Source organism: Actinopolymorpha sp. B9G3, assembly GCF_040120725.1.
Lineage (GTDB): Bacteria > Actinomycetota > Actinomycetes > Propionibacteriales > Actinopolymorphaceae > Thermasporomyces.
In genome coordinates, this window is the sequence record NZ_JBEEAB010000002.1 from 306,681 (window position 1) to 331,493 (window position 24,813).

Sequence of the window (24,813 nt, forward strand, 5' to 3'; positions counted from 1 at the left end):
GAACCCGTCCGTCGCGCGGACATCGTGCCCAGCGCGGCTGGCGGCTCGAGGTGCCGGATCCGCCTGATCCGGTACCAGCAGAAGTCCCGGAGGGACCCCCGGTGGACGTGCAACACAAGCTCGACCAGATACGCCGGAACGTCGAGAAGGCGCGCTCGATGCCGATGTCGGCGTCCTGTGTGGTGAATCGCAAGGAACTCCTCGCCAGTCTGGCGGAGGTGCAGCGGCTGCTGCCGAAGGAGTTCGCCGAGGCCGTCGCGGTCATGGAGCACCGTCAGGCCGCGATCGAGCAGGGCCGCGCCGAGGCCGCCCGGCTGGTGGACGAGGCGCGTCGCGAACGGCAGGCCCTCCTCTACAACACCGACATTTACCGCGAAGCGCGCAGAACGGCTGACGAGATGCTCGCGCAGGCGCAGTCCGAGGCGGAGGGGCTTCGCCGTGAGGTCGACGACTACGTCGATCACAAGCTGGCCGGCCTGGAGATCGCTCTCAACAAGACGCTGGCCTCGGTGGCCCAGGGGCGGGACCGGCTCCGGGGGCGGGCGCCCGCCAATCGCCGCGGTGAGGTCCCGCTCTCGCCGCGCGAGGCGGACGAGTACGTCGATCACAAGCTGAGCCGCTTCGAGCACTCGTTGCACAAGACCCTCGACGCGGTGACGAGGGGGCGGGAGCGACTCCGCGACCGCAGCGGCCTCGACACCTACACGGCCGAAGAGGACGCGCCGCCCCTGCCGACCTGAGGGGGTGGGGGTCCGTTTGAGGCTGTCAGCGCTCCTCAGGTACCCTCGGTAGCCGGTCTCATTCGCAGGCCAGGCCAGTCATGTGCAACGACGAAAGCTAGGACGCCTTGAGCACCGTTGACCCTCAGGCGCCGCTCGTGCTCGACATTCGCGAGCTCGGCCGCCGCCCGGGGGCCCAGCGCAAGCTCCGGCTCTCCGTGGACGCACCAGCTGGTCTGGGTACGGATGTGCTCGGCGTTCCCGAGGGCACGACGATCGAGCTGCAGCTTCGGCTCGAGGCTGTGGTCGAGGGTGTGCTCGCGTCCGGCACGGCGTGGGTGCAGCTCGCCGGTGAGTGCGTGCGTTGTCTGGAGGCGATCGAGCAGACGCTCGACGTCGAGTTCCAGGAGCTCTACGCCTATCCTGACAGTGACGTTGAGGACGACGAGGCCAGCCGGCTCGAGGGCGACCTGCTCGATCTCGAACCGGTGGTGCGGGACGCGGTGGTGCTCGCGCTGCCGTTCCAGCCGGTGTGCCAGGACGACTGCCCTGGGCTCTGCACGGAGTGTGGGGTGCGTCTGGCTGACGACCCTGATCATCGGCACGACCCGGGGATCGACCCCCGCTGGGCCGCTCTCGCGGCTCTCGCGGGTGAGGACCTGGCCGGACATGAACCCACCGACGACGAGAGAGCCGGCTCGACCCGGCGCCCTGATGTAAAGGAGTAGTGCCGTGGCCGTTCCGAAGCGGAGGGTTTCGCGGAGCAACACCCGCAGCCGACGGGCGCAGTGGAAGGCCAGTGCGCCGCAACTCGTCACGTGCGCCAACCCGGCGTGCCGAGCGCGCCACCTGCCGCACCGCGCCTGCCCCGATTGCGGGCAGTACGGTCCTCGTGGCGAGCGTCGTCAGGTCCTCGACGTCTGAGATCGCCTGTGGACAGCGCCGGGGGGTTGACGACGTACGACGAGCTCAACGAAAGGTTCGGGCTCACGCTCGACAGCGCCCTGTTGGAGCGGGCGCTGACGCACCGTTCGTACGCCTACGAGAACGGCGGCCTGCCCACCAACGAGCGGTTGGAGTTCCTGGGCGACTCCGTGCTCGGCCTTGTCATCACCGACGCGCTCTTTCGTACCCACCCTGACCTGTCCGAGGGCCAGCTCGCGAAGCTGCGGGCAGCGGTCGTCAACATGCGTGCACTGGCGGGCGTCGCCCGCGGGCTCGAGCTGGGGAAGTACCTCCGGCTGGGGCGTGGCGAGGAGACGACGGGCGGCCGGGACAAGTCGTCCATCCTGGGCGATGCGGTGGAGGCCGTGATCGGCGCGGTCTATCTCGCGGGCGGGTTCCCACTGGCTGGCGAGTTCGTCCACCGTCTCTTCGACCCGTTGCTCGAGGCCTCGGCGCGGATGGGTGCCGGTCTGGACTGGAAGACCAGCCTGCAGGAGTTGACGGCGCGAGCTTCGCTCGGCGTGCCGGAGTACGTCGTCGACGAGGAAGGTCCCGATCACGAGAAGCTCTTCACCGCGCACGTGGTGGTCGGCGGGACCGACTATGGCGTCGGCTCGGGTCGGAGCAAGAAGGAGGCCGAGCAGCAGGCCGCTGAGGTCGCGTGGACGGCCATCCGTACCCTGATCGGCGAGAGCGCGGACGTCGCCGACGAAGACCCCGGTGGCACCAAGAACTCGCGTACGTCCGGATCCGGCGCCAGGTCGACGTCCACGCCGTCCGGCGCGTCGTAGCCCCCACCCACCCACCCACCCGGATCCGGTCATGCCTGAGCTGCCTGAGGTCGAGGTGGTACGGCGAGGGCTGGAACGCTTCGTCGTCGGCCGCCGGATCGCTTCGGTGGAGGTTCGCCATCCCCGGCCGGTGCGCCGGCATCTGGCGGGGCCGCGCGACTTCGGTGACCGGCTGGTGGGACGGCGTGTCGTCGCGGCCCGTCGTCGGGGGAAGTACCTCTGGCTCCCACTCGATTCCGGTGACGCCGTTCTGGCCCACCTGGGAATGAGTGGGCAATTCGTCCTCCAAACCCTTGATGCCGGTGATGAACCGCATCTTCGGATACGGTTTCGCTTCGACGATGTTGCCGGCCAAGAACCCATTGAACTTCGTTTTGTCGATCAGCGGATGTTCGGCGGTATGTCGCTCAGTGTCGGGGGCGCGGAACTGCCCGAAGAGATCATTCACATCGCCCGTGATCCGATCGATCCGGAATTCGACGACAAGTCATTCTCGACGGCGGTCAGAAAGCGTCGTACCGGTGTCAAGCGTGCCTTGCTCGACCAGAAATTGATCTCGGGCGTGGGCAACATCTACGCCGATGAGGCGTTGTGGCGGGCTCGTCTTCACTACGCGCGGGCGACCGAACATCTGCGGCAGGCCGAGATCTCGCGCCTGCTCACGGCGGTCCGCGAGGTGATGTGTTCCGCACTGGAGGCCGGCGGAACCTCCTTTGACCGCTTGTATGTCAACGTCAACGGAGAAAGCGGTTATTTTGAACGCTCGCTCGCGGTCTATGGTCGTGAGGGTGAGCCGTGTGGACGGTGTGGCACACCGGTTCGACGCGAGGCGTTCATGAACCGTTCGTCCTTTACCTGCCGACGGTGCCAGCCGCGGCCACGGCGCGGACGGTGGTGAGTGGGCAGGTGGGTGTGGACTCCCGGACGTTTCGCGCGAAGGCAGGCAAGCCGTGCTTGACGACGTGCGGTACGTCGCTGTGGTGAACCGTGACGATGACGGGCAGTGTTGATGGTGTGGCGCGATGAGGATGACGTCACGATTCATCAGAGGAATGCCGATGCGGACCTGCTAGTAAGCGATTGGGTGGGTAGCGCGACCATGGAGCTACTTTGCGTGGCCACCCCGTCACCTTGACGGCATGGCCGTCTGATGAGACGCTAGAGAAGCCGCCAGCACTCCCTGCCAAACTTGAGTGCTGTGCCGATTTCTGGCCCATCCTTTCGGTCTCTCAGCGTGGAGGACCCCATATGGCGAAAGCGCTCCTCGGCCACGTCGGTGGCCCTGACCCCCGTCTGGTCTCCGAGGTGCGACGTCTGCAGCAACGAGTTTCGGAGTTGGAGGCGCACGTGATGCGTCTCCAGGCCGAGAACGACTCCCTGAACGCGGCTGTCCACGAAGGACAGCTGCTCACCATCGAAGCGCAGCACGAGCCTGCGCTGACCTGAGGGAGCCGGAGTTCGATCCGCAGACCTGCCTCGACTACCAACGACTGACGGGACGCCTCCAGGAGGCGTCCCGTTTGGTATGTCCGGACCGCTGCACTTGTCGCGGCCGTCACGAAGGTGTGACCTGTCCGACGCCGTTGCGTGCGCGGGTGCGCGTCGGTTTCGGCCAGCGGGCTCGGCGCGAGTATCGTCGGGACGGCCGCCCCCGGCTTCGTGGTCCGCGCGCAACCAAGGAGAGTCGCCCCGTTGTACCTCAAGAGCCTGACGCTCCGCGGGTTCAAGTCGTTCGCGTCCTCGACGACCCTGCACTTCGAGCCAGGCATCACCTGCGTGGTCGGACCCAACGGGTCCGGCAAGAGCAACGTCGTCGACGCCATCGCCTGGGTGATGGGCGAGCAGGGCGCGAAGAGCCTGCGTGGCGGCAAGATGGAAGATGTCATCTTCGCCGGCACGTCGGGGCGGGCTCCGCTCGGGCGTGCCGAGGTCGTCCTCACGATCGACAACACCGATGGCGCTCTGCCGATCGACTACTCCGAGGTCACGATCAGCCGGATCATGTTCCGCAACGGCGGGTCGGAATACTCCATCAACGGTCAGACCTGCCGGCTGCTCGACATCCAGGAGCTGCTGTCGGACTCCGGCATCGGCCGGGAGATGCACGTCATCGTCGGACAGGGCCAGCTCGACACGATCCTGCACGCGACTCCTGAAGACAGGCGCGGCTTCATCGAGGAGGCCGCCGGCGTCCTCAAGCACCGCAAGCGCAAGGAGAAGGCCCTCCGCAAGCTCGATGCGACCGAGGGCAACCTCACCCGGCTGCAGGACCTGCTCACCGAGATCCGCCGGGCGCTACGCCCGCTCGGCAAGCAGGCCGAGGCGGCGCGCAAGGCGGCGGTCATCCAGGCCGACGCCCGTGATGCTCGCGCCCGGCTCCTTGCCGACGATCTCGTCCAGCTCTCTACCACGCTCGCCCAGGAAGTGGCGGACGAGAACGCGCTCCGCGAGCGCAGGGCGGCCGTCGAGGCCGAGCTGACCGGGTTGCAGCGCGAGGAGGCCGAGCTCGAGGAGGCTCTGCGCGAGGACGCGCCACGGGTGGCACGGGCACAGGAGACGTGGTACCGCCTGTCCAGCCTGAAGGAGCGGCTCGGCGGCACCGCCAGCCTGGCGAACGAACGCAGCCGGCACCTGTCCGAGGCCCGCGAGGAGGAGCGCAGCGGCCGCGATCCCGACCAGCTCGAGGCCGACGCCGCTCGTGTCCGTGAGGAGGAGCAGCAGATCGCGGCCGAGGTCGAGGGCCACCAGGTCGCGCTCGACGAGGCGATCGGCTACCGCCAGGCGCAGGAGCGGGCCCACGCCGAGGAGGAACGCCGGATCGCGGCCCTGCTGCGGGCCGCCGCCGACCGCCGGGAGGGACTCGCCAGGCTCGCCGGCCAGGTTGACACCGTACGCAGCCGGCTGGAGACCCGCGAGAACGAGATCGCCCGCCTGACTGCCGCCAGGGTCGAGGCCGAGGCACGTGCCGAGACCGCCGGGGGAGAGTTCACTGCCCTGGAGTCGCAGGTGATGAGCCTCGACGCGGGCGAGAGTGGTCTGGACGCCCAGCATGAGGAGGCCCGTGGCGTCCTCGACGCGCTCAAGGAGCGCCTCGACGCGCTCCGGCAGGCCGAGCAGGAGGCCGAGCGGGAGCGGGCCGCCCAGGCGGCGCGCAAGGAGGCTCTCGAGCTCGGCCTGTCCCGCAAGGACGGAGCCGCGGAGCTGCTGGCGGCGACAGACCGGGTTTCAGGACTGCTCGGCTCGGTCGCGGCCCTGCTCTCGGTCGAGCCGGGCTACGAGGCGGCGGTGGCCGGAGCGCTCGGTCGGGCCGCCGACGCCGTCGCGGTCGAGTCGGTCGACGCTGCGGTGGGTGCCCTGCTGCATCTGCGTTCGGAGGATCTCGGCCGGTCCGGGCTTGTCCTCGGTGGCACCAACCCCGTCGCCCAGGACGACCCCCATGCTTGGCCGGCGCTGCCGGTCGGCGCCCGGTACGCCGTGGACGTCGTCTCTGCCCCCGCGGAGATCCTGCCCGCTCTGGTCCGCCTGCTGGCGAAGGTCGCGGTCGTCGACGACCTGGCGGCTGCACGCTCGCTCGTGGCGGACCGGCCCGAGGTCGTCGCGGTGACGCGCGAGGGTGACCTGCTCGGCGTCCACGTAGGTCATGGCGGGTCCGCGGCCCAGCCCAGCCTGCTCGAGGTCCAGGCCGCGGTCGACGACGCCGAGGAGCGGCTGCGCCAGGCTCGTGACCGGGCCGAGCGACTGGGGGCGGAACGCACGGAAGTCGAGCAGGAGCGCGCGGTCGCCAGCAAGCGGGTCGAGGAGACGCTGGCCCGACTTCACGAGTCCGACGCCGAGCTGGCCGCGGTCAGCGAGCGGCTGGGTGAGCTCGGCTCGACCGCCCGGTCCGCCCGGGCGGAGGCCGACCGCCTGGGCACCACGATCGACGAGGCGCGTGCGGCGATGGCGCGCGACCAGGCCGGCCTGGGTGAGCTCGAGGAACGTCTCACCAACGCCGAGGACGCGAGCGACGAAGAGCCCTCCACCGACGAGCGCGACCGGCTCGCCGAGGTCTGCCGCGAGTGCCGGCAGCGCGAGATGGAGGCCCGCCTCGCCCTTCGTACGGCAGAAGAACGCGGCCGGGCACTCTCCGGGCGGGCCGACTCGCTCGAACGCGCCGCCCGCGAGGAGCGGGCCGCGCGTGAGCGCGCCAGGGCGCGCCGCGAGCGCCGGGCCCGCGAGGCCCAGGTGGCGGCCGCGGTCCTGGCTGCTGTGGAGCAGGTACTCGCCCGCCTCGACGTGTCTCTCGCCGCCGCCGGGCGTGAACGCCAGGAGGCCGAGCAGGCGCGCGCCGCCCGAGAGGCGGAGGTCCAGGCGGCCCGGCAGCGAGTGCGCGCCCTCAACGCCGAGCTCGACACGCTCACCGACTCCGTCCACAAGGACGAGATGGCCCGCGCGGAGCAGCGGCTGCGGATCGAGCAGCTGGAGCAGCGCGCCGTCGAGGAGCTGGGCATCGAGCCTGCGACGCTGATGGCGGAGTACGGCCCCGAGGTCACTGTGCCCCCCTCGATTCCCGTGCCGGGGGAGGAGCAGGAGCAACTGGAGGAGGAGCCGAAGCCGTACGACCGGGCCGAACAGGAGAAGCGGCTCAAGCGGGCCGAACGCGAACTCCGCATCCTGGGCAAGGTCAACCCGCTCGCGCTCGAGGAGTTCGCCGCGATGGAGGAACGCCACAAGTTCCTCACCGAGCAGCTCGAGGATCTCAAGGCGACCCGGAAGGACCTGCTCGAGATCGTCCGCGAGGTCGACGATCGGGTGGAGCAGGTCTTCACGTCGGCCTACCACGACACCGAAAAGCAGTTCGCGGAGATCTTCGGCCGGCTGTTCCCGGGGGGCGAGGGTCGCCTCGTGCTCACCGATCCGGACAACATGCTCACGACCGGCGTCGAGGTCGAGGCCCGCCCGCCGGGCAAGAAGGTCAAGCGCCTGTCCCTGCTCTCCGGTGGCGAGCGGTCGCTCGTGGCGGTGACGTTCCTGGTCGCGCTGTTCAAGGCCCGGCCGAGCCCGTTCTACCTCCTCGACGAGGTCGAGGCCGCGCTCGACGACACCAACCTCGGGCGGTTGCTCGAGCTGTACGAAGAGCTCCGCGAGACCAGTCAGCTCCTGGTCGTCACCCACCAGAAGCGGACGATGGAGGTCGCCGACGCGCTCTACGGCATGTCGATGCGCGGCGACGGTGTCTCGGTCGTGATCAGTCAGCGAATCCGCGAGGCCGAGTCCGCCTGACGTCTGGGTTGTCCGGCGTACGACGGATGGCGGCCGGTCGCGGCCCCCAGTTTGCCTACCTTGGTTAGCCTTCCCTAAGCTGTGCCGGTGTCGAGCGGCGGGTATGCACTCATCGACGCGGGATCCCAGCCCACGCTCATGGCCATCACCGGGAGGCGAGTGACGTGAGCGGACAGCCGGTGCTCACGCCGCCGCGAGTGACCTCCCTGAGGGCAAGCGAGCTGGTCGATCCTGGCCGTCAGGAGCTCGCCGGGCACCTGCGGGAGATCCAGTACGCCTGGTCCTGCACTCCCGCTGTGGCCGCCGCGCTCTTCTGGAAGCAGTACAGCTGGTTTGTCGTGCAGGTCGCGCTGGAGGACCCGCGAGCCGATCTGAGCCTGGCTGCGGTCCAGCTGCAGCTGGCCATGGATCCTCCGTACATCGCCGTGGAGACGACGCCGACCGAGGCGGCGCCCGATGATGATCTCGCCGCCCGTCTGGCCACCCACCTCATCGCCGGCCACCTCAGACCGTTCGTCGAACGGCTGAACGCCATGACCCGTGCGGGGCAGCGGTTGCTGTGGGGTTCGGTCGCGCACGCCCTCGCCTATCCCTTGGCCGAACGCACGACAGACCCGGCGCGGGAGGTCCCGGCGTTCCTCGCAGCGGTCGGTCCCGAGGTTGCCGGCCTGGTCGATGTCGACGCCAGCGGTGAGATCGGACGTCGGACCTGCTGCCTGGCCTTCCGGTGCGGGACGCCGAGCGTGTGCGACTACTGCCCGATCCAGCGGCTCGATCGGCCCGGCCGGCGTGCTGTGGGGTTTGGCGCCGACACCTAGCCGGGGATCGTCCATGTGTGACTGCAATGGTAGGTGGCTTGTTACTGATCGTGGCTGTTGCCCTGGTCGTCCTGGCGATGGTCGCGACCATCATCGGCGGCGTTGACCTGCGCAAGGAGCTGGTCCGGCTGGCCAAGCAGGTACGACCAAAGCAGAAGCAGCAACAGGACGACGAGGGTCTGGACAAGGCCGCCTAGCGACGTTCGGCGGTCGAGGAGTTCCGGATGCCGGGGCGCAGCGTTCAGTCGAGCAGGGCCGCGACCCGGAGTAGCCATGGCACGGCGACGGTCACGGTCGGTACGGCGACGACGGCCGCGGCTGCGAGATAGCAGAACATCGCGAGCACCCGGTGATCCGCGTGGGGCTCGGCCATTCGGCGTACCCGTTGGAGCGTCCCGGTGCCAGTGGCGGCGAGGCCACCGGCCGGTGCGGCGGTGGCGGAGAGGGCGACGAGTGCCCGCGCCACCGGCTGGGCGCCCACCCGGTCCCGAGCCGCGTCGTCGGCGAGCATCTCGACGAGGAGCTGGTTCTGCCGCAGTGTCGTACGGCCGCGGAAGAAGCGGGGGAACGCCTCGCGGAGAGCGGTGAACGCCTCCAGGACCAGGTCGTGGCGGGCTCGCAGGTGGGCGCGTTCGTGGGCAAGGACGGCGGCGACCTCGGCGCGGCTGAGGCGTTCGAGGGCGCCCGAGGACATGACGACCCTGGGGCGGCGGACGCCGGGCACGCAGTAGGCGAACGGCGTCTCCTCGGCGAGAATCCGCATGCCGGGTCCGCCAAGCCCACGAGGGCCGTCAGGTTCCGCCGGGGCGGCGGCTACGAGGTCGAGCAGGTCGCGGTGGCGCCGGCGTCGGGCACGGGTACGAATGGCGACCCGCGCGGTCGTCCAGGCCAGGCGGGCGGCGACGACGCAGGTGAGGGTCGTCACCAGGGCATGGGCCGCGATCTCGGCCGGCCCGGGGAACGGCTGGAACACGATGTCGAGGCCGAGGCTGAGACCCGCGCCGAGCGCGGCGAGGACCGCCGCGAGTGCGAGTGCCTGCCACAGGACGATCGCCGCGCGCGGCACCCGGGAGGGCCAGCTGGCGCGGGCCAGGAGCAACGGCGCCGGACCGGCGAGCAGGAGGGCGAGGATGCCGAGGATCACCGGTGTCGTCGGCGCGGCGACAGTCATGGCGCGTCGTCGCGCCGCTCGAGGCCGGCGAGGGCGTCGCGCAGGGCGGCGGCCTCCTCCGGAGATGCCTGGTCGACGAAGCGCACGAGGGCGGCGGCCCGGTTGGCGCGGTTGCCGGCGTCGTCGAGCGCTTCGCGCATGAGGCCGGCGATCAGCTGGTCCTTGCCCGCGGCGGCCTCGTAGCGGTAGGCCCGCCCGTCGCGGACCCTGCGTACGACGGACTTCTTGGCGAGCCGGTCGAGCACCGTCATGACCGTGGTGTAGGCGATGTCGCGGTCACGGGCGAGGGTCTCGTGCACTTCGCGGACGGTCACGGGGTCGGGGGCGGACCAGACGAGTTCCATGACGTCGCGTTCGAGGTTGCCCAGCCGTGCCATGGCGCCCATCCTACGACGCCGTGTCGTAGGAGCTCGGCCATGGGAATGTGGGATCGGCCACGCGGACAAGGAAGGTGATCCGACAACCACGAAGGTGACCCAGCCGCGCCGGGTGTGACCAAGCTTACGACATAACGTCGTACTACATGCCGTAGTATTTGTGCCATGGACGTCGTGGACCTCGCGCGGTGGCAGTTCGGCCTCACGACGATCTACCACTTCTGGTTCGTCCCGCTCTCGATCGGGCTGTCCGCGATCGTGGCCGGGCTGCAGACCGCCTGGGTGATCACCAAGGCCGAACGGTACCTCGCCCTCACGAGGTTCTTCGGCAAGCTGTTCGTCATCAACTTCGCGGTGGGCATCGTCACCGGGCTCGTTCAGGAGTTCCAGTTCGGCATGAACTGGAGTGCCTACTCCCTTTTCGTGGGAGAGGTCTTCGGCGTGCCGCTCGCGATTGAGGGCCTGCTGGCGTTCTTTCTCGAATCGACGTTCCTGGGGCTGTGGGTCTTCGGGTGGGAACGTCTGCCGAAGCTCGTCCACCTCGGGTGCATCTGGCTGGTCGCGATCGGTACGCAGATCTCGGCGTACGTCATCCTCATGGTCAACGCCTGGATGCAGCACCCGGTCGGCTACCGGCTCGACCCCGCGACCGGACGCGTCAAGCTCACCGACTTCGGTGCGCTGCTCACCAACCCGATGGCGGTGGAGGCGGGTCTGCACACGGCTGCGGCCTGCTTCCTGACCGGCGGCGCCTTCGTGGCGGGATTGGGCTTTTGGCACCTTGCCCGGCGCCGGCGACCGGCGGGGGAGCTCGTGGCGTTCCGGACGGCGGCGAAGCTCGGTGCGGTCGTGACGCTGGTCGCGGGCGCGGCGCTCGCGGTGACGGGCGACTCGATGATGAAGCTCCTGACCCGGCTGCAGCCGATGAAGGTGGCCGCGGCCGAAGGGCTCTTCGCGACCGAACAACCCGCTGGCTTCTCGCTTCTGACGATCGGCACCGCAGACGGTCGACGGGAGCTGTGGAGTATTCGCCTGCCCGAACTGCTGTCTTTCCTCGCGACGGGTGACGTCGGCGGCCGGGTGCACGGGGTCAATGACCTGCAGGAGCGGTACGCGGCGACCTTCGGCCCCGGCAACTACGTTCCGAACGTCCCGGTGACCTACTGGAGCTTCCGGCTGATGATCGGGCTGGGGGTGCTCGCTGTCGTCCTCGCGCTGCTGGGTCTGCTGCTCCTGCGCCGGCCGAGTCTGCTTGCCCACAAGGTGGTCGGCCCTGCCGCACTCGTCGTCCCGGTCCTGCCGCTGCTGGCGAGCAGCGCCGGTTGGCTCTTCACCGAGGGTGGGCGTCAACCATGGCTTGCGTTCGGGTTGTTCCAGACGGCCGACGGGATGTCGCCGGGCCGGACGGCCGGTGAGGTCGCGTTCTCACTCGCCGTCTTCACGGTGATGTACGGCGCGTTGACCGTGGTCGAGGTCGGGCTGCTCCGCCGAGCGGCGAGCCGGCTTCCTTCCGCACATCCGACAGAGGAGTCGTATGCCGGGGATGGCACGCAGGAGGACGACGAGGTGCCGGCATGGAGCTGACGACCCTGTGGTTCGGGTTGACCGCGTTCTTCTGGACGAGCTACTTCGTTCTGGAGGGCTTCGACTTCGGCGTCGGCATGCTCGCACGGGTGCTGGGTCGCGACGAGGCGGAGCGCGGTGTCCTGCTCTCGACGATCGGGCCGTTCTGGGACGGCAACGAGGTGTGGCTCGTCGTCGCGGGCGGCACGATGTTCGCGGCATTTCCTGCGTGGTACGCGGGCTTCACCAGCATCTACTACGTGCCGCTGGTCGCGATCCTGGCGGCGCTCATCGTGCGTGGAGTCGCGCTGGAGTATCGCGGCAAGCACGACGACCCGGTGTGGCGGCGCCGCTGCGACCTCGGCGTCGCGCTCGGCTCCCTCGTACCACCACTGGCCTGGGGGGTCGCGCTGGCAGGGGCGGCGCGCGGGCTGCCGCTCGACGCGTCCGGGGAGTACGCCGGTGGCGTGCGGGAGCTCCTCTCTCCCTACGCACTGCTGGGTGGCATCGCCTTGCTGGGCTTGTGTCTGGCACATGGTGCGACCTTCCTGCGACTTCGTACGACCGGGGACCTACGTCGCCGGGCCGAGATCGCGCGCCGGCGGATGGGCCCACCCGTGGTCGCGGTGTGCGGCGGATTCCTGGCGTGGACGGCGAGCTCGGGCGGCCCGGGTGCCTGGCTCGCAGCCGTGGCGGGCGGCTGCCTGATGATCGGTCTGCTGGTGCGTCACGACCCCCTTGCGTTCGCGGGGACGACAATCGCGGTGGGCTGCACGATCACGGCGGTGCTGGTGTCGGCGTACCCGGCGCTGATTCCGTCGACGCTTGACTCCGGTACCGGCGTCACCGTGACGAGTGCGGCGTCGTCCGGTTACGCGCTCTCGGTCCTTGGTTGGGTGGCGCTCTTCTTCGTTCCGCTCGTGCTGGGTTACCAGGGATGGAGCTACTGGGTGTTCCGGCGACGGGTCGCAGGATGAGGCCGTTGGACCCGCGCCTGTTGCGGCAGGCGAGAGCGACGGGCCTGTACGTAGGCTTCTGCGTGGCGCTCGGTGCGGCAGCTGCCGGTCTCGTCATCGCGCAGGCGAGCTTGCTGGCCGACGGGATCGCGGACGGGTCGCCTGTCCTGGTCCCTCTCGGCGCGGTCGTCGTCGGCCGGGCCGTGCTGATGTGGCTCCAGGAGATGGCCGCGGGACGTGCCTCGGCCGCTGTCAAGTCGACCTTGCGTCAACGCCTGCTGGCTCATGCTCTTGCCCTTGGCCCGTCCTGGCTCGCGGGAGAACGCAAGGCAGCGTTGACCACACTGGCCACCACCGGCCTGGACGCGCTCGACGGCTACTTCGCCCGGTACCTTCCCCAACTCGTGCTGGCCGTGATCGTGCCGGTTTCGTTGGTGGCGTACATGTTCGGCGTCGATGCGATCGCCGCCGTGACCGTTGGCGCGACGTTGCCGCTGATCCCGGTGTTCATGGCGCTCGTGGGGCTCGCGACGCAGAGCCGGACCAGGCGCCGGTGGCGCGCCCTCGCCGTCCTCGCGCACCACTTCGCCGACACGGTGGCGGGGCTCGCGACCCTCAAGGCGTTCGGTCGGGCGCGGCAACAGGCCCACCTCCTCCGCCGTAGCTCCGAGCGGCATCGCACGGAATCCCTTGCCACGTTGCGGATCGCCTTCCTGTCCTCGCTGGTGCTCGAACTCCTGTCCACGTTGTCGCTTGCTCTGGTAGCGGTCGGAGTCGGCCTCCGGTTGGTCGACGGGCACCTCGACCTGCACACGGCCGTCCTCGTCCTCGTGCTCGCACCCGAGGCGTACCTCCCACTCCGTCAGGTCGGGACGCACTTCCACGCGAGTGCGGACGGGCTCGCCGCGGCAGACGAGGTGTTCCGGGTGCTGGAGACGCGGGAAGCATCCGACGGGCGCGGGCGCCGACAGGAGACTGTGGGGGACCTGGGCAAGGCCAGCTTGACGGTCGCCGACCTCGAGGTCAGGTATCCCGATCGGGCCGAACCCGCCGTCTCCGGTCTGTCGTTCACGCTGCGTCCGGGTGAACTGCTCGCACTACGCGGGCCGAGCGGTGCGGGGAAGTCCACGGTTCTTGGCGTGCTGCTGGGCTTCGTCGCTCCGACCGCAGGACACGTACGCCTCGGACCGGTCGACGTGGCCGAACTCGACAGCGACGACTGGCGGGCCGGGCTCGCCTGGGTGCCGCAACGTCCTTGCCTGCAAGCCGGAACGGTGGGCTCCAACGTCCGGTTGGGCGCTCCGGATGCGACCGACGCGCAGGTCGGGACAGCCTTGTCCGCTGCGGGCGCCGCCGCGCTCGATCCCGAGCGGCCGGTGGGGGAGCGCGGTTCCGGGCTCTCGGCAGGGCAGGTACGCCGAGTCGCGCTGGCCCGAGCTTTCCTGCGGGCGCAGGCGCGTCGGGCAGCGGGCCGCGAGTGCCTACTGCTGCTCGACGAACCCACCGCAGGCATCGATCTCGTCACCGAGCAACGCATCGCCCGCACTCTGCGCGACTCAGGGCACACGACCCTGCTCGTCACCCACCGGCCCGCCCTGCTCACCCTGGCTGACCGGGTCGTGGAGGTCCCTCTGCACAAGGCCCCGACCTCCCGACCCGGCCTGGTGGCGCCCGATCCCATGTGCACGGTGTCGTGATCGCCCTCCGGCTCGCCCTCGCGACCGTCGCCGGTGTCGCCGCGGCGGCGTGTGCGATCGCGTTGCTGGCCACGTCCGCGTGGCTGATCGCGAACGCGGCCGAACAGCCACCTGTCCTTGCGCTGATGGTGGCCATTGTCTGCGTACGTGCGTTCGCCCTCGGACGTGGCGTCCTTCGTTATGCCGAACGACTGCTGGCCCACGACGCCGCGTACCGGCTCCTGGGTGAGGTGCGGCATCGGACGTACACCCGGTTGGAACGCCTGGCCCCCCACGGGCCCCCGGCCTTCCGTTCCGGCGACCTGATGGCGCGTCTGATCAACGATGTCGATGCGGTCCTGGATCTCGTCCTGCGGGTCGCTCTCCCCGTCATCGTCGCGGCACTCGCCGGTACCGCCACCGTCACGCTGCTCGCTCTCATCCTTCCGTCCGCAGGCGGAGTGGCGGCGGTCGCTTCGGGGCTCTGCCTGATCGGCGTTCCGTGGCTCGTGTCACGGACCGGCCGTCGCGCCGAGCGCGCACGCGCACCTGGGCGGGGCACGCTTGCGGCCAAGACGACCGAGCTGCTCGACGCCGCTCCGGATCTGCTCGCTTACGGCGCGACGGGACCGGCACTGGCGGACCTTCGGGCGACGGACCATGCGCTGCGCCGTGCGGAAGCACGGTCGGCCTGGAGCTCCGGTCTCGGGGGTGCGCTCCTTCTGCTGCTCGTGGGCGCGATCACGTGGTCTGGTCTCGCCCTCGGCGCCCGGGCTGTCGACTCGGGTGAGCTGACTCCGGTCCTCCTCGCCGTACTCGTCCTGACCCCGCTCGCGCTGGCCGACGTGTGGACAGGACTGCCGCTCGCGGCCGCGGCCGCCGGACGCTCCGCCCCCGCGCTCGCCCGCGTCCGCGCGATCGGGCAGGCGGCACCGGTGGTGCGCGAGCCAGCGGTGCCCCGCGCGCTGCCGGAGCCTCCGTACCACCTCCGCGTCACCGACCTCGCCGTGCGCTGGACGCCAACCGCGCCATGGGTCTTCACCGGTGTCAACCTCGACCTGCCACCGGGACACAGGGTCGCGCTCGTGGGTCCGACCGGGTGCGGCAAGAGCACGCTCGCGCAGGCGCTGGTGCGGTTCGTCGAACCTGGCCGCGGCAGCATCACGGTCAACGGTGTCGACCTGCGTGAGCTGTCGGGGGACGACGTACGCCGGATCGTCTGCCTGAGTTCGCAGGAGGCGTACGTCTTCGACACCACGGTCGCGGAGAACCTCCGCCTCGCCCGCCCGGACGCCAGCGAGGACGAGCTTCGCGACGCCCTGCGCAGGGCGAGGTTGCTCACCTTCGTGGAATCGCTTCCAGCCGGCCTCGCCACCCGCCTCGGCGAGCATGGCGTACGCATGTCCGGCGGACAACGCCAGCGCCTCGCCCTCGCCCGCGCCCTGCTCAGCCGGGCACCGGTCCTGATCCTGGACGAGCCGACCGAGCACCTCGACGCCGCGATGGCCGGTGAGCTGACCGTCGACCTGTTGAGCGCCCAACCTCCCGGCCGCACAGTCGTCCTCGTCACGCACCGCCCGGTCCCGCCGGAGTGGGTCGACGAGGTGAAGCGTCTCGAAACCTTTCGACCGATACCGGCCTCTCCTGCCGATGGCAACGTGCGCGAAACCCTGACGTTTGCCGGCTATCGGTAGGGTCCAACGGCAGTGACACTCCTACCCCCCGATGGCTTCGCCATCGGAACCCGCCCCCACCTCAGCATCCGGTGGGCGGGTGCGACGAAGGGACAACAGAACGCATGATTGCGCGGTTTGGTGTATTCGTACCCCAGGGTTGGCGGATGGATCTCACCGAGATCGCCGATCCGGTCGAGCAGTACGAAGCGATGACCGCGGTCGCCAAGGCCGCGGACGCAGGTCCTTGGGACTCGATCTGGGTCTTCGACCATTTCCACACGGTGCCCGAGCCCACTCAGAACACCACGTTCGAATGCTGGACGATCACGTCGACGCTCGTGCGTGACACCCAGCGGATCAACGTCGGTCAGATGGTCGGCTGCAACGGCTACCGCCACCCGGCGCTCTACGCGAAGATCGCATCCACCGTTGACGTCGCGGCGGGCGGCCGGCTGTACGCGGGCTTCGGCGCGGGTTGGTACGAGCACGAGTGGAAGGCCTACGGCTACGAGTGGACCTCGCTGAAGGACCGGATGGGCGCCTTCCGTGAGGCGACCGAGATCATCTACAAGATGTGGACCGAGGACGCGCCGGTCTTCAACGGCAAGTACTACTCGATCGACAAGCCCTACAACGAGCCCAAGGGCGCCCGCAAGCCCCACCCGTCGTTCTGGATCGGCGGCGGTGGCGAGAAGGTCACGCTGCGGCTCGTCGCGAAGTTCGGCGACGCGGCCAACATCGGTGGCGGGAACCCGGAGACCTTCAAGCACAAGGCGGACATCCTTCGCCAGCACTGCGACAGGGAAGGCCGCAACTACGACGACATCATCAAGTCGACGAGCATCACCGTCTTCCCGGTCGAGAAGGGCGCCGACCTCGAGAAGGTGACGGCGAAGGCGCGCGGGCGGACCAGCCTCGAGGAGTTCAACAAGAACAACGTGATCGGCACGGCGGACGAGATCTCCGCCCAGATCGAGGAGCTCCTGGAAGCCGGCGCTGACTATCTGATCACGTACATCCCTGGTGTGGCCTACGACCACGAACCCCTGCACCGGTTCGCATCCGACGTCATTCCTCGCTTCAGCTAACTGGCATTTCGCGTGGTGCGAGGGCGGGTGCGGCCGTGGTGCGGCGGCCGCGCCAGCCCTCCCACGTGCGCGTTTCGGCGCGGCGGGGGGAACCGGCTAGCGGCCGACCCTTAGCCTGGTGCCTTCCGTAGGCGGCGTAGCCCGCCTGATCCGCCCCCACCGCCTCTCGAGAGTTCCGCGAATGCCGGCTTCTGCCTCAAAGAAATCATCCGCACCGTTTGTCGCCCTCGTTGCCGTTGTCGCGCTCTGCTTCGCCGCTCTGGCGGCGTGCGCGGGTCAGGACGACGACGCCGGGGGCGCAGCCCCTCGCAAGCCGACGGCCACGAAGACGCCCAACCGGTCACCGTCGGCGACTCCCAGCCCGACCCCGACCCGCACGGCAGCGACATCCCCGTTGACCGGTCTGTCCGGCAAGTGGCGTAGGCCGGTCCTCGCGGTGAAGATCGACAACGTCGGCCAGGCCCGCCCGCAGACCGGGCTAGCCAGTGCGGACCTCATCTATGTCGAGCAGGTCGAGGCGGGGCTCGCCCGGCTCATGGCGGTCTTCTCGTCCCGGCTGCCCTCCACCGTCGGCCCGGTCCGGAGCGCGCGGGAGTCCGATCTCGAAGTACTCCGCCAGTTCGGCCAGCCCGCGTTCGCGTATTCGGGCGCCAACAGCCGGCTGCTGCCGGTGATCGCGCGGGCGCCCCTCCACGACGTGTCGCCGGCCCATGCGGGTTCGCCGTATTTCCGCGGTGACTCGCGCCCGGCGCCCCACAACCTCTACGCCTCGCCGAAGGGCCTGCTCGCGGACGCGCCCAAGGCGAGCACCGCCCGCGACATCGGATTCCGGTTCGGCGACGCGCCTGAGGGCGGTCGGAAGGTGAGCAGCGAGACCGTGCGGTACCCCGCGTTCCGCGTCGGGTTCCGCTGGTCGGCGAGCGAACGCCGGTGGCTGGTCTCGATGGACGGTGATCCGGTCCGCATGACCGGAGGTGCACCACCGAAGCCGGCGACCGTCGTGGTGCAGAACGTCGCCCGCAAGCCGTCCAAGCTCGGCGACAAGTGGGGCAACATCACGCCCAACTTCGCGTCGGTGGGCAAGGGCAAGGCGCTCGTCCTCCGGGACGGCCGGGCGTACGACGCCCGCTGGTCGCGGCCACGTGCCACGGGCGGCACGACGTTCACGACACCTGCGGGGAAGCCGATGACCTTCGCGCCGGGCCAGGTCTGGGTGGTCTTCAAGCTGCCGTCGTAGCCCCCACGGGCCCTACGTAGTTGCGCGCACTACTACTCCTCGCCTAGGGTCTGCGTATGTGATCGAACGACTGATGCAGGTCGGGTTCTCCTCCCAGGAGGCGCGCGTCTATGTCGCCCTCCTACGCCAGCCCTCGGCGACCGGTTACGAGATCGCCAAGGTGGCCGGCCTGCAGCGGGCGAACGTCTACCAGGTCCTCGCCGGGCTCAGCGACCGCGGCGTCGTCGAGCAGGTCAGCGACTCGCCGGCCCGCTTCGTCGCCCTGCCACCCGCGGAGGTCCTCGGCCGCGTCAAGCGCGAGACCGCCTCGCGCTGCGAGGCGTTGATCGTCGACCTGGCCGCCATGGCCACGCCCTCCGAGCCGGCCGCCTTCTGGACCCTGCGGGGTCGCGACGCCGTCCTTGAACGCGCCGGAGCGCTCGTTGCCGACGCCCGCGAACGGGTGGCCGTCTGTGTCATGGCCGACGACCTGGCCTGGCTCGGGCCGGCCCTGCGTTCGGCCGCGCAGACCGGTTGTCAGGTCGTCGTCAACGTCTTCGGCGACGTACCCGTCGACTTCGGCGAGGTCTACCGGCACGAACCCCAGGACATGACGGTCGGCGGGCACGTCCTGACCCTCGCCGTCGACTCGACCACGGCGCTGATCGCCTCGCTCGACGAACCCGCGGGTGCGGTCTACACCGCGCATCCCGCCCTTTTGCGGGTCGTCGAGAAACTCATCCGCGACGAGGCGTACCTCGCCGCCATCTACGAACGCCTACGCCCGGAACTGGAAGGCGCCTTCGGCCGGCACCTGGTCGAGCTGCGGGCACGCCTGCTCCCACCCGACCAGGCCAGCCGGCTGATGTCCGTCGTCGGCTTCGGCGCTGACCCCGCCGCCGTCAACGAGCTCCTACCCGACTGACCTGGCGCTTTTGCCGTACCTGCCGACGAATTCCTCCGTACGAACGAAGGGACTGCCATGGGTGCCGTCATCATCGTGGATGCCATGTGGGGCGACTCCGGCAAGGGCAAGGTGTGCGCACACCTTGCCAGGCGCGACAACGTGCCGTTGACGGTACGTGCGGGGGTGGGAACGAACGCGGGCGCGAGCGTGACCCTCGACGACGGGACCCTGGTCAAGGCCAGGCAGCTGCCGACCGGATGGCTCAACCCGTCGACCACGGTGGCCGTGGGGTCGGGCGTCCTCGTCGACCCGGAGGTCTTCCTCGCCGAGGTTTCGCGGTTCGACCTGGCCGGGCGGGCGCTGGTCGACGGGCGCTGTGCCCTCATCACCCCCGACCACATCGCCGCCGAGCGCAAGGACGCCCATCTCGCCGGCGTGGTCGGCTCCACGTGTACGGGCAACGGTGCTGCACGAGCAGACTTCATCCTGCGCCGAGCGCGGCAGGCGCGGGAGCTCCCGGACCTGGCGCCCTATGTGACCGATGTCGCCAAGGCCGTCAACGCGGCGGCGCGGGACGGTGACGTGCTCGTCGAGGGTTCTCAGGGAACCCTGCTGTCATTGGCGTTCAGCTCGGAGTATCCGTACACGACCTCCGACAACTGCACCGCCGCGGCTGCGATGGATGACGTCGGACTCAACTGGCAGCTCGTCTCGGACGTGGTGATGGTGGTCAAGGCACTGCCGACACGAGCGGGTGAAGGCCCGTTGCCGTTCGAGCTGTGCGAGCAGGAGATTCTGCGTCGCGGTGTGGCGGAGTACGGCGTCGTGACGGGGCGTCCGCGACGCAAGGCTGCGCGCCTCGACTGGGGTCTGTTGGAGTACGCCACGATGCTGAACGGGCCGACCAAGATCGCCCTGACGTTCTGCGACCACGCTGATCCGCACATGCGCGGCGCCCGCTCGGCAGCCGACGTCACGGCACCCGTGCGGGCGTTGATCGATCGGGTGGAGGACGTGACCGGTGCTCCGGTGACGCTCCTCGACACGGGACCGCGACTGTCCGACATGATCGATCTCGCGAGTGGTGTGACCTGACCTGATCAGGCGTGGCGCACGACGGGTCTGCGCCCCATCGGGAACATCGCGCGGGGGCGGGGCGGCGCCGTCGAAGCTTGCCGGTCGGCGCTGGGTTGCCTGCCGGCTCAGTGTTCGTCGGCGCTGGGTGGCGGTTCGGGGTCGACGGTGTAGGTGTGGCCGAGGGGGCTTTGGGTGGTGAGGTGGCCGGGTCGGTTGTGGGTCCACCACCAGCCGGCTTCGTGTTTGGCGCGGTGGTGTCGTCGGCAGAGTGGGGCCATGTTGCACAGGCAGCTGGGTCCGTCGAGTCGGTGTTCGATGGTGTGGTCGAGGTCGCAGGCGACGGCGGGACGGCTGCAGCCGGGTTGGGCTACAGGTGCGGTGGGTGGCTTGGATGAGGCGGCGTTGGGTGGTGGTGGGTTTGTAGCGGCGGCTGGAAGCTTGGTGGTAGACGACCTTGTCGTTGATGGTGACGGTGCGGCAGTATTCGAACCCGCCTGCTGCGGCGTTCTTGATGTCGTCGATCACGGCGGTGGTGATGGCGCCGAGGGCCGGCGAGTTCGCCTGCCTTTTCGCCGAGGCGGAGCCAGGTTTCGAGGTCGGCGATGAGTTCGACCTTGGCCACCAGGTGCTCGTCGCCTGTCTCGACACACTTTCCGCCATCACCGGGGTCATCCAGGTCAATCCCGGTGTCGAGACCTGACCATGCCTTGCCGGCGGTGACGTCTGCGCGGCCGTCGAGGTCGATGTCCGCACCCGCGGCAGGTCTCTGCGAGGCTGCGTCATCGGAGGGTCCTGCGTGATCAGGGGGTTCTGCGTGATCAGAGGGTTCTGCGGTTCCGTTGGGGGCAGTCGTCTCGGCACCGGAAGCAGATCCGTCGGTGGATCCGGGCGTAGCGGGGTTGGGGTGGCGGCCGCGGAGGAGGTCGAGGAACACGTCGGCCTCGATCTGGGCCAACGTCCTGCCATCACCCTCGCCCTTGATGCGTCTGGCGAGGGTCTTGACGAACACCCTGGCCGCCGCGGTGCCCGCCATCGGCAGGTCCTGTCCCGTGATGCTGCCGGTGCCGTCCACTCCCGCACCGAACCGGATCCGTCTGCCCTGCTGCGCCTCCCGCCGTCGCTGCTCGGCGCCGTCCGGGTCGAGCTCGAGCACTTTCCGCCGGAGCCGCCGCACCAACTGCGCCCGAGTCAAACCCATCCCGACCGCAGCGTCAGCAGCAAGGATGAACTCCTCCGCCACCCGCGCCAGTTCCGGTGACAGACAGCAGGTCTCCTCGGCGATCGCCCGCGCCTTGCCCAGATTGATGGTCCCCTCCGCGAGTGCGGCACGGGTGCCCGGCAACCGCTCGGTCAACTCGAACGCGAACGACAACTCCCGATCAGCCGACCCCGGCGACAAACCCAGCGCCGCACCCACCTCAGCTGAGGCGAACTCCGAGAACGACGCGTTCACCTCAGGCGGTGAATCCGGTGTGCACGCAGGCGAACGCGCCACGAACGCCATCGCCTCATACAGCTGCGCGTTCGACCACGACACCTGCCGCTCCCAGGCGGCCATCACCACCACACGCGCATGACCATTGATCGCCGCCATGTCGATCCCCGCCAACACAGCGGCAAGCTCAGGACCCGGCGCGGCCGACGCCAGCACCGAGAAGTCCACACCCCGTGGTCGAACATATCAGCGATTCTACCGAATCGTGACCACAAGATCAACTGTCTGCCGAGACGCGATCACAGCCGGAACTCCTCGATGCACAAGGGGATCTGCCCGCTCGCGCGGCGGGGCGATCGTGGTAGCGGGCCCCATGTGTCCGCTCGAGGTGGGTGGATCGGCAAAGGTGCTGAGCGCCCGGCCGCTCGAGGTGGGTGGATCGGCAAAGGTGCTGAGCGCTCAGCCGCTCGAGGTGGGCGGATCCGCAAGGTGCTGGACGCCCAGCCCACTCGCGGATCCGCCTCCCCCCTTGCCGGGTGGCCACGATCGACCTGCGGCAGGACCCACCCCCTGGCCCCGACCCGGGATCGCACCACCCACGAGGCAGGTCGGTGCCGGCGTCATCCGGTTACACCGCCGCCCTTGTTCAGAGGCCGCCGTGGTACGCCTCCAGCCGCCCGACAGAACCTCGCGTAACCAAAAGGGGTTACTGCGCGACAATGTTGGTATCGACGCCGACGCTGCCGCCCGCCTCGTCCAGAAGCTTCGCGAATTCACGCGTACGCAGCTGGATGGGGAGGAGCGTGCCCTGCTGGCGATCCTTCTCGCGCCAGGTGTCGCACAGGCGTACGCAGAAGAAGATCTCGGTGAGGACATTCCGGCAACCCACTGGGATCCGCAGCGGCTGCCCGAGAGCCTCACTCAGGCATTGCGACGCTCGGACCTGCGAGTCACCGGTCTCTGCGGCGATCCTGGTATCAGCGAGAATGCGGGCGAACCACGAGATCGCCACGAACCTCGCCATCAACCGTAGATCGCCCGGCGCGCCGTTTCCTCGCACAACGGACAGCGTTCGGCATGTCGCGCGCCCGCGGTGGTGCCACCTTCGTTGACGATCGGCCCGAGTTCAGGGCACCGGATGCCGGCGCCCGCGGCCAGCAGGCGTAGGACCAACGCGGCCCGCAACCGGCGCCGGGCGCGATGCAGGACCACCTTGGCCGCGCCGTGTTTGACCCGCAGGGCAGCGGCGACGTCGGCAACCTCGAATCCGAGGGTCACCAGGCTCAGGGCGAGGGCGTCCCGTTGGGAGAGTCCGATGACGAGCCCGTTGACCAACGCCGCCATGTCCCGTAGGGCTGCGAGCTCGGCCGGGTCAGTTGTGTCGGACGTGACGACATCATCGTCGTTGAGTTCCTCGAGCCCGACGCGGTTCTGGTGTCTGCGGATGTCGACCGCGGTGTGTCGGGCAATTGCCAACAGCCACGGCCGGAATCGTTCGGGGTCGCGGAGTTTGTCCAACGAGGCAAGGGCGCGCGCGAATGTCTCCTGCACGGCGTCCGCGATCCGCTCCGGATCGCGGAGCTGGTCGCGGACGGCGAGGTGCACGGCACGGACGTTCTCGCGGTACAGGGGGGTGAACGCCTCCCGGTCGCCTGACCGAACCGCCTCGACAAGCGAGGCGACATCGGTGTCGGTCACGGCGCCTCCCCCCTGGCCCGATCGCGTCGCACCCTTATGGAACCCCAAGCCGGCGGCGAGCCGTGTGGACATGGGACAAAGTTCTGCGACTGATATCAGCTCGGGCCGTGAGACTGTGGGCCCCCGACTGTGGGCGGTGCCTGCGGGCAGGCGTGCGGTCTGGGAGTATGAACGACCGTGGAGTACGTCGTCGTCGCCATCGTCGTTGTCATCGTTCTCGCTGGTGTGATCGTCGGCCTGTTGGCCCGCGGTCGCCGCCGCAAGGGCGCCGCCACCCGGCCACCGGAGCAGCAGGGCCCCCCGCCGCGGGGTGGGCACGGTGTCGGCCTCGCGGACGAACGCGAGGACTCCCACCCACCCGCCGCCACGGACCGGCCGCACCCCCCGCAGGGCGGTGCCGTCAGCGCAGATGAGCTCGCGCTCGAGGAGCCCGTCGCGCCGGTCGTCGAACGCCCCGCCCCGGTGCAGGGCCGGCTGGTCCGGCTCCGGTCGCGACTCGCCCAGTCGCAGTCGACGCTCGGCCAGGGACTGCTCGCCCTGCTCTCGCGGGACCGCATCGACGACGCCACCTGGGAGGAGATCGAGGACACCCTGCTCGCCGCCGACGTCGGCGTCGGTCCCACCCAGGAGCTGGTCGAGCACCTCCGCACCCGCGTCCGGGTCGAGGGCGTTGCGAGCCCGCAGGAGGCCAAGGCGATCCTGCGCGCGGAGCTGGTCGCGCTGGTGGGCGCTGACCTCGACCGTTCCCTTCATGTCGTACGCACCGAAGCGATGCCGGCGGTCGTTCTCGTCGTCGGCGTCAACGGAACCGGCAAGACGACCACTGTGGGCAAGTTGGCGCGGGTGTTCGTCGCCGAGGACAAGGACGTCATCCTCGGTGCGGCCGACACGTTCCGCGCGGCGGCGGTCGACCAGCTGGCCACGTGGGGCGACCGGGTGGGCGTACCCACCGTGCGGGGATCCGAGGGCGGTGACCCCGCCAGCGTGGCGTTCGAGGCGGTGAAGGCCGGAATCGAGCAGGAGGTCGACGTGGTGATCGTCGACACCGCCGGCCGCCTGCACACCAAAACCGGATTGATGGACGAACTCGGCAAGATCAAGCGGGTGGTCGAGAAGCAGACTCCGGTCTCGGAGGTGTTGCTCGTCATCGACGCGACGACCGGCCAGAACGGTCTGACACAGGCGCGGGTCTTCGCCGAGGTCGTGGACGTCACCGGGATCGTCCTCACCAAGCTCGACACCACGGCCAAGGGCGGAATCATCGTTGCTGTGCAACGCGAGCTCGGCGTACCCGTCAAGCTGGTGACGTTGGGCGAAGGTGCCGACGACCTGGCCCCGTTCGAACCGGAAGCCTTCGTCGACGCGCTGCTCGGCGACTGAAGCCAGACCGAGCCCGAGACCGAGCCCGAGACTGAACGCGAGACTGGGAGCGAGGAGA

Annotated in this window: 23 protein-coding genes; 18 read left to right on the plus strand and 5 right to left on the minus strand. The window is 69.6% G+C overall.

Annotated features, from left to right (window positions below; genetic code table 11):
- Positions 1–101 precede the first annotated feature (101 nt).
- The 9 genes from ABNF93_RS04570 (at position 102) to ABNF93_RS04610 (ending at position 8,732) form a co-directional block, all read left to right on the plus strand.
- Positions 102–740, plus strand: a complete 639-nt coding sequence (locus tag ABNF93_RS04570; RefSeq protein WP_349326249.1) for a F0F1 ATP synthase subunit B family protein — start codon at positions 102–104, stop codon at positions 738–740.
- 107 nt (positions 741–847) lie between these two features.
- The gene (locus ABNF93_RS04575; RefSeq protein ID WP_349326250.1) at positions 848–1,447 is read left to right on the plus strand and encodes a YceD family protein; all 600 of its coding nucleotides are present in this window, start codon (positions 848–850) and stop codon (positions 1,445–1,447) included.
- Positions 1,448–1,451: 4 nt separating this feature from the next.
- The gene (gene rpmF / locus ABNF93_RS04580) at positions 1,452–1,643 is read left to right on the plus strand and encodes a 50S ribosomal protein L32 (RefSeq protein WP_349326251.1); all 192 of its coding nucleotides are present in this window, start codon (positions 1,452–1,454) and stop codon (positions 1,641–1,643) included.
- Between the two features lie 26 nt (positions 1,644–1,669).
- On the plus strand, positions 1,670–2,455 hold the full coding sequence (rnc, locus tag ABNF93_RS04585) for a ribonuclease III (RefSeq protein ID WP_349326252.1): 786 nt from the start codon (positions 1,670–1,672) through the stop codon (positions 2,453–2,455).
- A gap of 31 nt (positions 2,456–2,486) precedes the next feature.
- On the plus strand, positions 2,487–3,353 hold the full coding sequence (mutM, locus tag ABNF93_RS04590; RefSeq protein ID WP_349326253.1) for a bifunctional DNA-formamidopyrimidine glycosylase/DNA-(apurinic or apyrimidinic site) lyase: 867 nt from the start codon (positions 2,487–2,489) through the stop codon (positions 3,351–3,353).
- Between the two features lie 350 nt (positions 3,354–3,703).
- Complete coding sequence (locus tag ABNF93_RS04595; RefSeq protein WP_349326254.1) at positions 3,704–3,901, plus strand: hypothetical protein; 198 nt, start codon at positions 3,704–3,706, stop codon at positions 3,899–3,901.
- A 246-nt stretch (positions 3,902–4,147) separates the two neighbouring features.
- Positions 4,148–7,717, plus strand: coding sequence for a chromosome segregation protein SMC (gene smc / locus ABNF93_RS04600; RefSeq protein WP_349326255.1), 3,570 nt, complete (start codon positions 4,148–4,150; stop codon positions 7,715–7,717).
- A 164-nt stretch (positions 7,718–7,881) separates the two neighbouring features.
- Positions 7,882–8,535 carry an IucA/IucC family C-terminal-domain containing protein gene (locus tag ABNF93_RS04605; RefSeq protein WP_349326256.1) on the plus strand — a complete coding sequence of 218 codons (654 nt, stop codon included), beginning with the start codon at positions 7,882–7,884 and terminating at the stop codon, positions 8,533–8,535.
- A 17-nt stretch (positions 8,536–8,552) separates the two neighbouring features.
- A complete protein-coding gene (locus tag ABNF93_RS04610; RefSeq protein ID WP_349326257.1) occupies positions 8,553–8,732 on the plus strand; it encodes a hypothetical protein in 180 nt (59 codons plus the stop codon).
- Positions 8,733–8,776: 44 nt separating this feature from the next.
- Here the strand turns inward: ABNF93_RS04610 and ABNF93_RS04615 are convergent, their stop codons facing one another.
- Both ABNF93_RS04615 and ABNF93_RS04620 read right to left on the minus strand, forming a co-directional pair.
- Positions 8,777–9,706 carry a M56 family metallopeptidase gene (locus ABNF93_RS04615; RefSeq protein ID WP_349326258.1) on the minus strand — a complete coding sequence of 310 codons (930 nt, stop codon included), beginning with the start codon at positions 9,704–9,706 and terminating at the stop codon, positions 8,777–8,779.
- Positions 9,703–10,083: a BlaI/MecI/CopY family transcriptional regulator gene (locus ABNF93_RS04620; RefSeq protein ID WP_349326259.1), complete on the minus strand. Its 381-nt coding sequence runs from the start codon at positions 10,081–10,083 to the stop codon at positions 9,703–9,705. Before ABNF93_RS04620 ends, ABNF93_RS04615 begins: the two co-directional genes overlap by 4 nt.
- Positions 10,084–10,248: 165 nt before the next feature.
- On the opposite strand from ABNF93_RS04620, the gene ABNF93_RS04625 reads away from it, so the two are divergent.
- The 8 genes from ABNF93_RS04625 (at position 10,249) to ABNF93_RS04660 (ending at position 20,260) form a co-directional block, all read left to right on the plus strand.
- Positions 10,249–11,667, plus strand: coding sequence for a cytochrome ubiquinol oxidase subunit I (locus ABNF93_RS04625; protein WP_349326260.1), 1,419 nt, complete (start codon positions 10,249–10,251; stop codon positions 11,665–11,667).
- Complete coding sequence (cydB, locus tag ABNF93_RS04630) at positions 11,658–12,623, plus strand: cytochrome d ubiquinol oxidase subunit II (protein WP_349326261.1); 966 nt, start codon at positions 11,658–11,660, stop codon at positions 12,621–12,623. The genes ABNF93_RS04625 and cydB overlap by 10 nt, the downstream gene beginning before the upstream one ends.
- The gene (gene cydD, locus ABNF93_RS04635) at positions 12,620–14,299 is read left to right on the plus strand and encodes a thiol reductant ABC exporter subunit CydD (RefSeq protein WP_349326262.1); all 1,680 of its coding nucleotides are present in this window, start codon (positions 12,620–12,622) and stop codon (positions 14,297–14,299) included. Before cydB ends, cydD begins: the two co-directional genes overlap by 4 nt.
- On the plus strand, positions 14,296–15,972 hold the full coding sequence (cydC, locus tag ABNF93_RS04640; protein WP_349326263.1) for a thiol reductant ABC exporter subunit CydC: 1,677 nt from the start codon (positions 14,296–14,298) through the stop codon (positions 15,970–15,972). The genes cydD and cydC overlap by 4 nt, the downstream gene beginning before the upstream one ends.
- A gap of 104 nt (positions 15,973–16,076) precedes the next feature.
- Positions 16,077–17,042 carry an LLM class F420-dependent oxidoreductase gene (locus ABNF93_RS04645; protein ID WP_349326264.1) on the plus strand — a complete coding sequence of 322 codons (966 nt, stop codon included), beginning with the start codon at positions 16,077–16,079 and terminating at the stop codon, positions 17,040–17,042.
- A gap of 181 nt (positions 17,043–17,223) precedes the next feature.
- A complete protein-coding gene (locus ABNF93_RS04650) occupies positions 17,224–18,279 on the plus strand; it encodes a DUF3048 domain-containing protein (protein ID WP_349326265.1) in 1,056 nt (351 codons plus the stop codon).
- A gap of 58 nt (positions 18,280–18,337) precedes the next feature.
- Positions 18,338–19,183, plus strand: a complete 846-nt coding sequence (locus tag ABNF93_RS04655; protein ID WP_349326266.1) for a TrmB family transcriptional regulator — start codon at positions 18,338–18,340, stop codon at positions 19,181–19,183.
- A 57-nt stretch (positions 19,184–19,240) separates the two neighbouring features.
- On the plus strand, positions 19,241–20,260 hold the full coding sequence (locus ABNF93_RS04660) for an adenylosuccinate synthetase (RefSeq protein ID WP_349326267.1): 1,020 nt from the start codon (positions 19,241–19,243) through the stop codon (positions 20,258–20,260).
- Positions 20,261–20,609: 349 nt separating this feature from the next.
- Here ABNF93_RS04660 and ABNF93_RS04665 read toward each other — a convergent pair whose 3' ends face one another.
- The 3 genes from ABNF93_RS04665 to ABNF93_RS04675 form a co-directional block, all read right to left on the minus strand.
- Entirely contained in the window at positions 20,610–21,905 is a 1,296-nt protein-coding gene (locus ABNF93_RS04665; protein WP_349326268.1) for a DUF222 domain-containing protein, read from the minus strand.
- A 478-nt stretch (positions 21,906–22,383) separates the two neighbouring features.
- Positions 22,384–22,701: a hypothetical protein gene (locus ABNF93_RS04670; protein ID WP_349326269.1), complete on the minus strand. Its 318-nt coding sequence runs from the start codon at positions 22,699–22,701 to the stop codon at positions 22,384–22,386.
- The gene (locus tag ABNF93_RS04675; RefSeq protein ID WP_349326270.1) at positions 22,701–23,375 is read right to left on the minus strand and encodes an RNA polymerase sigma factor; all 675 of its coding nucleotides are present in this window, start codon (positions 23,373–23,375) and stop codon (positions 22,701–22,703) included. Before ABNF93_RS04675 ends, ABNF93_RS04670 begins: the two co-directional genes overlap by 1 nt.
- Before the next feature lie 177 nt (positions 23,376–23,552).
- Here ABNF93_RS04675 and ftsY point away from each other — a divergent pair, with 177 nt between their 5' ends.
- Positions 23,553–24,755, plus strand: a complete 1,203-nt coding sequence (ftsY, locus tag ABNF93_RS04680) for a signal recognition particle-docking protein FtsY (RefSeq protein WP_349326271.1) — start codon at positions 23,553–23,555, stop codon at positions 24,753–24,755.
- The last annotated feature ends 58 nt before the right edge of the window (positions 24,756–24,813 follow it).